This is a genomic window from Rhizobium sp. BK176, assembly GCF_024808055.1.
In genome coordinates this window covers 124,200-134,072 of the sequence record NZ_JANUBV010000018.1, presented here as the reverse complement: position 1 = coordinate 134,072, position 9,873 = coordinate 124,200, and the positions used below count along the sequence as shown (strand labels likewise).

The following is a 9,873-nucleotide window of genomic DNA, read 5'->3' as shown; positions in this document are numbered from 1 at the left end:
TTCGTAGCGGCGGCGTGTCATCATAGCTCCTAATTCGGAAGCCTTGAATCACGCCGAACGCAATACGCCAAGAGAATTTATGAGTTTACGGCCTACGTCGCAACGATTGAAGATCCAGAAATTTACCGACGTCACGCTCGGTTGGCATCTCACCGTGATTGTCGCCGCGCAGGGCTCTCACCAATGGTTGTAGATCCACCTAAGACTGGCTGCTGCGAGCAGCAAAACAAAGACCGTATATAAGAAACGTTTTTGCCATCTCCGCTCTCTTTAAACGCGAACGTACAAGCAATATGCAGCCGGCGCGAAGTGAATGCGCCTGCTGCGTGCCGCTCAGCTACTCGCCGTCTCGAACCCGCTGAATGTAGCGCTTTCTGTCCTCCTCGGTTGCGCCAATCGATAGGTCCTGCCCCAGCTCAATACGCTGGGCTACAGGATGCCAGGGCCGTCCGGGGTTCTCCTTGGTCCATAGCTGCCTCGCACGTCGTTCGATTTCAGCGTCTTCCAAGCTGGTCTCCTCCGTTTCAACGAAGGTAGCACGGGTGGACTTTGGGCACGAGCTGGCTTGATGGAGCCTTTACAGAGCTATGGCCAATCCGAAATTGTTTTCCCGACAGATTACCGCGCCGTTCGGCTTCTCCACAGGTTGAGACCTGATGTTTGATATTCTAATGCTGACTCGATGCTTATTGGCGCGCGCTGGCTGTGCGACTTGCGACTACAAGCTGCAGGGTCAGTTCCTACCGTCCGCACCTCCAGGGGTCATTTTCTCAATTGGTCCGACACGCCACACACTCGGTTGGAAAAAAGCCCCGCTTATGCGAGCGGGGCAGGTGGTGACGAGGAAAGGAAAGAGGGGTGTGCGTAGGCCCTCTTCTGCGTCAAAAACAATCTAGCTTGCCGATTGGTTCCCGTCATCTAGCGTACAAATTAGAAGAGGCTTAAACATGTGCGCTCGCCGTAGCGCGACAGGACGCCGCAGTCGTTCGTCGAAGCTCAGGTCGTTTCCACGAGCTTGATCGAGGAGCTCCCGACAGGCCGTTGTTATGCCGGTCAGACCGAGCGCATTCATTTGCTCCAGTGTCGGATGTGTCAGCATCTGATGTCCTCTTTATTGATAGTAGGTTTTGCCGCGGATATTGCCGTGCTGCGGCGCCGGCTTCACGGCCTCGCTCATGGCCGGGGCCTGATCGAGACCGGATAGCTCAGGGCGTTAATTACCAGCGCCCGTTCGCAAGCCAGCTCACGTCGATCCGATTGCTGACGACGCGCCAGGGAGAGGACGCCTTGAGCAGATCGATACCCCGGTTCCGGGTGGGGCGATCGCTGAGTAGACGCTCGATAAACGTCGCCGTATTGGTCCGACCTTTGCTGCTTCACTGGGCAACGAGTGGGGTGTTGTGTCTGCATAATGTTGGTGCGCCTTGGGCATGTGTTCATTGACGGTGACGCGGCCTGCGCGCTGCGAGCTCCGGATGTGACTTGCGACACGTTTGTGATCGAAGAAGATCTCGAGCACTCGATACGTCAGCATGACATCGACCCGTCTTCCGATCAGCGCATGCGGCACGGAATAGAAGGTCTTGTCGACCTCGATATGGACCTTCGCCGTCTTCCATTCCGCGTGTTCGAACGGCGTTGAAGGCACCTCTCCAGCTGGGTGCGCTCGACCTCATCGAACAGCGCGCGTCGAGACTATCCATATAGCCGCATCGGTAGGGTATTGAGATCTTCGATCAAGGCGCTGATACGGATAGTAAGATCGACACGGCGAAAGAAGCGCTCGTTGCGAAGCCTGGCCAAGCCCCACCTCTCCAAAATCAAAACTGTCCCTTCAACGGACTAATCTCGCCGGCCTGCCGGAACAACGGTTGTGTCGTAGTGCTCGGCGAAAGCGGCAAATGTCGCATTCAATGTCGGCTCGAACAAAAGAGCCCTGGCCACCGCTGACTTGAGGTTGTCGTCGATCGAGGTCTTGGTACGCCACCGAAGAAGCTGACGGCTCGCTGGTTGGCCTCAATCCAATCCGGCAGCTTCTGATTGACGCTGGCATAGGCGAAGGTCAGTTGCAAGGCGCTAAGCACAGCCGCGCGGATCTCGCCAGTCGACGGATCGATGATCGGGATCGTGTGGCCAGCATAGTCGCCTTCCATCGCCACGCCATCAACATGGCGGGGTGCGGTAGGTGGGCTTGAAGGCCTTGAAGGGGATCGACTTCAGGATCGGAATTGGCGTCGCCTGGAGCCGGAGGACCCGACCGCCACGCGCGACGACATCGTCGATATCGCACGGTCGATGGCGCGGGCGAAGCGGTGATCGCAATCTAAATGATCACCGGACTGCGTACCTGAAGCGACCATGGTCGCAAGCCCATACAGCGCGACAACCGGCCCAGGATCGCGACGACCGTACACGAATTCCGGCAGTCGACGAAAATGGTGGCTGGTTTCGTAAATGGCAAAGACGCCAGTTGGAACCGGTCGATCATTCGTCCGTTTGCGCAATGCGCCGTCTGTCAGTGCGGTGCTTGCCGGAAGTCACCGGTGTCGGAACCCCAGCGGTCGCATGCGCCTTTCACTCTTGTCTTGGCCTCGTCGAAAGCCTCTTCGCCATACAAGGATATGAAGCTCTGCTCATAGTATCCGTTGGCAGCCAATTTCTCATGAACATCCTTGGGGAGGGCGAGAGGGGACAGACGGCCGATTTCCTGGAAGTTATCCCGCCCCAGCCGCTCCATGAGGTGCAGGCTGTGTCTTGTCTCCACATTGACATTCACAAGTACCGTTTCTCTATCGGCACTTGGCTGGTCGGAAGGAACAATACGGCACTCGACAGAAATCTGTTCCGGCCATCCGTGCTGCTTGCCCTTTTCCGCCTCGGGAAAGAGGGAGTACTGCACTACGGTGCCAGTGGCGATGGACTGTTTAAAGGAATGCTGGACCTGAGGTGCGGGATGCTCGCATAGCAGCGCGTTCAATCGAGCAAGAATGGCATCTGCCGACCCGATCAAGGGCTGACTTCCGAGTATCGACAAGCGGAGTTGGCCGTCGCTGGCACGCGGCACGCTGAAGATATAGTTGGGACTGTTGAAATTCCTTTGTACGATTTTAAACGCGATCTGTGAGTCAACAAGATCATAGAAGAGACTCGAGGGTATCATGGTCTTTCTCCAATGAAAGAACACAAGGGGAAAAACACCGCCATCTGCCGGCTTTTCCTTGAGTTCCGTTTCGTTCTGACGGGCATTGGCGCCGATCGACCCAATCTCTTGCTTTCGCTGGACAGATTGCTTTGCTGCCCTTCGGCTCTGAACCATTCTCCATCTGTGGACGCCCCGGTGGTGCAAGAATGGTTTTCGGCGGCATTAGGCGCGAAGTCGGGTGCTGACATCGGTCTGGCCTTTCGCGCGACCGTTCATCCGTCGCTGGCCCGTATGGGAGTTCGCGGACCCGGTTCCAAATCAATGTGGCGTGCACATCATCACAAATGTCGTCGAGCCAGTTGTACATGACCATCCAGCTGTGTGTTGCCTCGACAACCGCATGAGACTGTCGATCGTTCTTCACCCGACCGGAGCGCAGCGTTTTGCCGCTTCTGTCCTGCGCCGGAGATGGCCGTAGGATCTGTGATAATCGCCGCCGGTGGTCATAAAAGGCAGTCATGCTTCCAACTCCCTTGTTGAGATCTGTGAAACCCCAATAAAGTAAGCCGAAAGGCTGGAAGTGTGACTGTCCCTCGATAATCATCTGCATCTCAGTGATCCGTTCTCTCAACGGGCGCCGCCTCTTTCATGCTACCTCCTCCTGATAGCTCTCGACGTAATAAGGAGAAACGCGCGGTACGTTGAATCGCGAGAGGAAACTGTGCAATTCGAATCGCTGTTCCTTCAGGGTGTCTCTGGTGGACCGCGATGTCAAATTCATTGGTCCGGTAATCATATGAGCCGGCTTGATTGATGAAGGAGCGACCCGTTCCAAGTCAGGCACCAAGTTCTTGTCTAAGCGATCAAGGAATCTCACGGCTCGTCCCGGCACATCTCTCGCGCAGGGTTTCCTACGACCGTTGCGCCTTGCGCCACGTTACGAGTGACGAGAGAGCCGGCGCCGATGATCGCGCCATCGCCGATGGTCACGCCCCCGAGGATGATTGCGCCGCCGCCGATCCAAACGTCAGCGCCGATTGCTACGGACCGGCCGATTTCCAAACCACTGCGCCTGAGGACTGGATCCCGGTGATGGTCGGCGCAATAGATGTGGACACCAGGCCCAAGCATGGAGCCATCACCAATTCGAACGCTAGCAGTGTCGAGGATGGTACAGCCGGCATTGAGATAGACACGATGGCCTAGTGAAATATTCATGCCGTAGGCACAGTGGAATGGTGCCTCAATGAAGGCATCTTCGGGCGCTTTCTCGAATAGCGCTTTCAGCGCTGGTGCAATATTGCCCCGACTTTCGGGGTCAAGTGTGTTGTGCTGATGCACCGCCTTGCGCGCGAACACGCGCAACGCATCGAGTTCCGGATCGAGGCAGCAATACCACTCTCCAGCAGCCATCTTCTGTCGTTCGCTGTTGCTCACGGGACGCTCCCTCAATTTGTCACAGGATCGATGATGGGCAAAATGCAAGCGACATCGCAACTGTCGAAATCGTGCCGTTCGGGCCCGCTTGCGCAACGGAAGCATAGGCTCGCTTCTTCCTCGCGAGATGAACCGGCCCTTCACCACAAGGATGGCGCGTGTGATGCGCGCCTGAGCCTTAAACGCGATTTGCGGCAGGGCGGTTTCATCTGAATTCGAGGCACCTCAAACACATTCGCAAACGCTCAAAGGGTACCCCATGGACGACTTGGTCGTGGTGGATGAAGATGGAGCGGTTTGGATCCCCGCAACTCTGCTTTGATGAGTGCTCTCAGCGCTACGGACCAGGAGCGAATGAAAGTATGGATGCTGGCGAGAATAAATTTGTGGCGTGCCATTGTAGGCCTCTATCCGATGAGTGCGGAAACCGAGGAGCGCGATCAAGCGTGAAAGGACAGCAAGAAATGACATTCGGTACCGAAACCAGCGGCGTATATGCGATTGCAACGACACCCCTTTTTTTGAGGACCGTTCGATCGACTTCAACTCGATAGACAAACTCATTGATTTCTATCAGAATAGCGGCTGCACCGGCATCACGATCCTCGGAATCATGGGCGAGGCGCCCAAAATGAAGCCTGAAGAAAGCCGCGCGATCGTAAAGCGGGTTGTCTCCCGCTCCAAAATTCCCGTCATCGTCGGCGTCTCGTCGCCAGGGTTTGTCAGCATGTGCTCTCTTACCCGCGACTCGATGGACATGGGCGCCGCTGGAGCATGATTGCACCGCCGCCGGCATTGCTAACAGACGACCAGATCGTCAACTACTTTGCCGGGGCAGTCGAGGCCGTCGGCGAGGATGTCCCATGGGTGCTACATGACTATCCATTGACGTTGACGATGGTCATGACGCCCGGGGCGATCGCGAAAATCGTCTCCATTCACCACTCACGCCTGAGGTTGAAGCATGAGGACTGGCCGGGCCTCGAAAAAGATCTCGACGCTCCGCGCCTTGCAGAAGTCGGGAGAATTGCGACACTTCTCCATTCGCTGCGGTAACGGCGGCATGTTTCTTGATTTCGAACCAGAGCGCGGCGCCGACGGAGCAATGTCCGGCTACGGTTTTCCCGACATGCTCACCGAGCTCGTGGGGCTGTTTGCCGCCGGAAAGCGGGAGGAGGCGCACGACCTGTTCGATGCACATTTGCCATTGATCCGGTATGAGCAGCAACTCGGCATTGGGTTGGCAGTGCGCAAACATGTGCTCAAGCGCCGGGGCATGATCGCTACGGATGCGCAACGCAAGCTCCCCAGATCCTCTCGGCCATGGCAAAGGCTGAGATCGATTATCTGCTGGCACGCTTGGTCGGCACGACAAGAGAGCGGCACTCTAAGAGATCGGCGATCCGCGAAGAAGTGTCACCGCGCAACGATGCAAATGATGGGGTTCGGGGAAGCATCCCCTCCAACGGGTTTGGCGGTGGCTTCATCTCAGGGGGCACTCACCTACTGGCGAGCATCGGGCCGTCGACTCGTCTGGCATAACGTCCGGTCGAGAGAGGTCCATCGGAAGACGGTTAGGGTCCGAGTGGATAGCGAGCTTCACGTGGCGGCTTCGGTGAACTACTCTACGGTCGTGGCAGATCGGCCGGAGGTAAGGGCTATGATATTCGATCATCTTGCTAATCCTCCATTCAACCTCGATGGTGACGGCATCGCATGGGTCAAGGCGCGTTTCGCCTCCTTGTCTGGCGAGGACAGGTTGCCTCAACTTTTCAATCTTGTTCTCTTCGGGAGCGATCCCAACGAGGTTGAGCGTCTGAAAGCCTTCCGACCGGGTAGTATCACGCGGTTCGGCGGTGCGGACGCGGCGAGCGAGCGCGCCCTGATCGCTTCCTTGAACATCGACCTGCCGACGCCGCTCCTTGTTTCCGCCGATCTCGAAGGCAGTCGGCTCGCGCTTTCAGGGGCGGCAGAGATGCCGAACCCGCTCGGGCTTGCGGCACTCGACGATGTGGAGGCGACCGCCGAGGTGAGCCGTATCATGGCCCAAGAGGCGCGTGCGGCCGGGATCAACTGGTCGTTCACACCGGTCCTCGACATCAATGCAGTTTTCCGCAGCCCCATCGTTGCGACGCGCGGCTTTGGTTCTGATGTCGCTGTGATCGAGCGGCATGCAATCACGCAGATGGAGGTCTTCCAGAAAAATGGCATTGCCTCGGCCGTCAAGCACTGGCCTGGGGAGGGGTTCGACGATCGCGATCAGCATCTGCTGACCACGATCAACCCGCTTGGGATGGAAGAGTGGGAGAACACTTTTGGCCGGCTCTACCGGCGGGCGATCGAAGCCGGTGCGTTGTCGGTGATGGCGGGCCATATCGCACTTCCAAGTTTCGTGAGGTTGATCACACCGGAGGCCGGGATCGAGGCCTTCCGTCCGGCATCGATCAGCCGTCTGCTGAACGTCGAACTGTTGCGCAAACGTCTTGGCTTCAATGGTCTGATCGTCTCCGATGCCACCCCGATGGCGGGACTCGGCTCATGGTCGAAGCGTTCAGAGCATCTGCCGGAGCTTATCTCCTCCGGCTGCGACGTCATTCTCTTTTCCGACAATTGTGATGCGGATCTCTCCTACCTCAAGGCAGCGCTTTCCGATGGCCGTCTGAGGGAAGAGAGGGTCGATGAGGCGCTGATACGCCAGCTGGGTCTGAAGGCGGCGCTTGGCCTGCACCGACCGCAGCAGCTGACAACAGTAGAGACGGAAAGGAACAAGGCCTATGCAGATGCCGTGTCGCGGCGGATCCCCACGCTCGTCAAGGATGTCGACAGCACCCTTCCGCTCGACCCGAAAAAGCACCGACGTGTCCTCGTCTTCAGCGGCGACATCGTCGTTCCGTTCTGGCCCGGGCCACAGCAATTTGTGCTGCCGGATTTTTTGAAAGACCATGGTTTCGAGGTGACGATACATACGCCGCAAATGGCGGTCGATACGAAGGATTTCGACCTCCTGCTGTACCTCCTCGGCGATGAAACACTTCTGACACGCGGGCGCATTTTTCTCGACTGGCTCAAGCTTACCGGCAATTTCGGCAATGCCATGTGGCGTGGCTGGCATGACGTCCCGACGGTGATGATCTCCTTTGGCTATCCATATCTTCTCTATGATGCGCCGCGGGTGCCGACCTACATCAACGCCTATTCGACGACCGAAACCATGCAGCGGGCAGTGGTGGACGCATTGCTCGGCAATGCGCCGTGGAACCGCAACAGCCCGGTCGATCCCTTCTGCGGATTGGGAGATGCTGGGTTTTGAAGCGTTGTCTTGAAGCGTGCCAGCGGCCGGCCGCCTCTGGCTAAGCTTGAAGCACGTGGGCGTGGTCCTAGCCGAAAAGGCTTGCCAGCCAGTAGAAGAGTGCGGAAATTGCTGCAGCGGCAGGCATCGTGATGATCCACGCAATCAGGATATTGCTGGCAAGGCCCCACCGCACGGCTGAAAGGCGGCGGGCTGCACCGACCCCGACAATTGCGCCGGTAATGGTATGGGTCGTAGATACCGGAATGCCGAGCCAAGTGGCACCGAAGAGGGTCAATGCTCCACCAGTTTCGGCGCAGAACCCCTGCATTGGGTTGAGGCGCGTGATTTTCGACCCCATGGTGTGGACGATGCGCCAGCCACCGAAGAGGGTGCCGAGTGCCATCGCGGTCTGGCAAGAGATGACCACCCAGAACGGCACGTAGAATTCCGAACCGAGATGACCCTGGCTGAACAACAATACGGCGATGATACCCATGGTCTTCTGCGCATCATTGCCGCCGTGCCCGAGTGAATAAAGAGAGGCGGACACGAACTGCATCACGCGGAACGTGCGATCGACAGCGAAAGGCGTCTGCCGCACGAACAGCCAGGACACGAGAAGCACCAGCAGCAATGCAAGGAAAAAGCCGATGGCCGGAGAGAAGAAAATCGCTCCGACTGTTTTCAGGAAGCCGCTCCAGACGATCGAAGCGAAACCCACCTTCGCCCAGCCTGCGCCGACGAGACCGCCAACGAGTGCATGCGACGAACTGGAAGGAATGCCGAAAATCCAGGTGACGACGTTCCAGATGATCGCCCCCATCAAGGCGGCGAAGATCACCTGTGGAGAGACGATGGCTGGATCAATGATCCCCGTTCCGACTGTCTGAGCCACATGCAGGCCGAAGAACGCAAAGGCAATAAAATTGAAGAATGCTGCCCAGACGACCGCGTATTGCGGACGGAGGACACGCGTAGACACGATTGTCGCAATGGAATTGGCCGCATCGTGCAATCCGTTGAGGAAATCGAAGATCAGCGCAATGATGATCAAGCCAACGAGCAGTGGCAAAGCTATCGAAACATCCATCAGACGTTCTCGATGACAATGCCGCTGATCTCATTGGCGACATCTTCGAACCGGTCGACGACCTTTTCGAGTTCGCCGTAGATTTCACTGCCGATCATGTAGGCCATGGCGTCGCCCCTAGCCCCGTGACGTCTGAACAGGTCTTTCAGGCCCTCGTCATGGAGTTCATCGGACCTCCCTTCGACGCGCGTGACCTCTTCCGCAATTGTCGAGAGTCGCTGGGCATTTGGGCCAAGCTTATCGAGAAGGGTAACGGCTTCCGCAATGAGCCTTGCTGCCTTGACGATCTCCCCACCCATCTGCTGCATCAGCGGATCGAAGCTCGATTGCTCGAACAATCGTATGGTTTTGACAGTCTTGTGCATCATGTCGATGGCATCGTCCATCGACTGGATAAGGTCCTTTATGTCGCCACGGTCGAAGGGTGTAATGAAGCTGCGCCTGACCGCAAGGAGTACCTCGCGTGTAATGTCGTCGGCCTCGTTCTCCAGCCCCACAATCCTTTGGCAATTTTTATCAAGGTCCTTGCCATTGAGAAGGTCGTTTAAAGCTTCCGCTGCATCGAGGACGACTTTCGAATGCTTCGAGTACATGTCGAAGAATCTGTCCTCCCGCGGCATCAGCTTGCGAAAAATGTTCATCATCAGGGGCCACTTCCAGGGGTGGGTGTAACTGTCATAAATCGGTAATAAATGCGGAGGAGTGCTCAGGGCAATGGGAAACCGATGGCAAGGTCAACTTATTCGTAGCAGCACGCAAACGCCGGCCACAGGACAGCGGGTCCTCTTCACTGGGCGCGCACTGGGTCCGGCATTTCTGTGCGGGCGGATGAAAAGCATGTTCCGGTGTCGACGCCGTCGCAGGGAACGATTTTCGACAAATTGCGTTCACCTTTGGTTCGGCAGGAGGGAA

General features: G+C 57.2%; 5 protein-coding genes and 4 pseudogenes. 3 read left to right on the top strand and 6 right to left on the bottom strand.

What is annotated here, in order from left to right; genetic code table 11:
* Positions 1 to 1,111: 1,111 nt before the first annotated feature.
* A pseudogene (locus tag FHT76_RS32980) lies at positions 1,112 to 2,174 on the bottom strand (Mu transposase domain-containing protein); the annotation flags it as partial.
* Between the two features lie 17 nt (positions 2,175 to 2,191).
* On the opposite strand from FHT76_RS32980, the pseudogene FHT76_RS41500 reads away from it, so the two are divergent.
* Positions 2,192 to 2,316: pseudogene (locus FHT76_RS41500) on the top strand (LysR family transcriptional regulator); the annotation flags it as partial.
* A gap of 199 nt (positions 2,317 to 2,515) precedes the next feature.
* On the opposite strand, the gene FHT76_RS32975 reads toward FHT76_RS41500, so the two are convergent.
* The 3 genes and pseudogenes from FHT76_RS32975 to FHT76_RS32965 form a co-directional block, all read right to left on the bottom strand.
* Positions 2,516 to 3,316: a hypothetical protein gene (locus tag FHT76_RS32975; RefSeq protein ID WP_246712661.1), complete on the bottom strand. Its 801-nt coding sequence runs from the start codon at positions 3,314 to 3,316 to the stop codon at positions 2,516 to 2,518.
* Between the two features lie 157 nt (positions 3,317 to 3,473).
* Positions 3,474 to 3,752 (bottom strand): annotated as a pseudogene (locus FHT76_RS32970) (IS110 family transposase); the annotation flags it as partial.
* 263 nt (positions 3,753 to 4,015) lie between these two features.
* Positions 4,016 to 4,579, bottom strand: a complete 564-nt coding sequence (locus FHT76_RS32965) for a sugar O-acetyltransferase (RefSeq protein WP_183757626.1) — start codon at positions 4,577 to 4,579, stop codon at positions 4,016 to 4,018.
* 464 nt (positions 4,580 to 5,043) lie between these two features.
* Between FHT76_RS32965 and FHT76_RS32960 the strand changes: the two are divergent.
* Both FHT76_RS32960 and FHT76_RS32955 read left to right on the top strand, forming a co-directional pair.
* Positions 5,044 to 5,970, top strand: a pseudogene (locus FHT76_RS32960) (dihydrodipicolinate synthase family protein).
* A gap of 269 nt (positions 5,971 to 6,239) precedes the next feature.
* A complete protein-coding gene (locus FHT76_RS32955; RefSeq protein ID WP_183757624.1) occupies positions 6,240 to 7,889 on the top strand; it encodes a glycoside hydrolase family 3 protein in 1,650 nt (549 codons plus the stop codon).
* Positions 7,890 to 7,956: 67 nt separating this feature from the next.
* Here the strand turns inward: FHT76_RS32955 and FHT76_RS32950 are convergent, their stop codons facing one another.
* Complete coding sequence (locus FHT76_RS32950; RefSeq protein WP_183757622.1) at positions 7,957 to 8,961, bottom strand: inorganic phosphate transporter; 1,005 nt, start codon at positions 8,959 to 8,961, stop codon at positions 7,957 to 7,959.
* The gene (locus FHT76_RS32945) at positions 8,961 to 9,605 is read right to left on the bottom strand and encodes a DUF47 domain-containing protein (RefSeq protein WP_028758002.1); all 645 of its coding nucleotides are present in this window, start codon (positions 9,603 to 9,605) and stop codon (positions 8,961 to 8,963) included. Before FHT76_RS32945 ends, FHT76_RS32950 begins: the two co-directional genes overlap by 1 nt.
* Positions 9,606 to 9,873 lie beyond the last annotated feature (268 nt).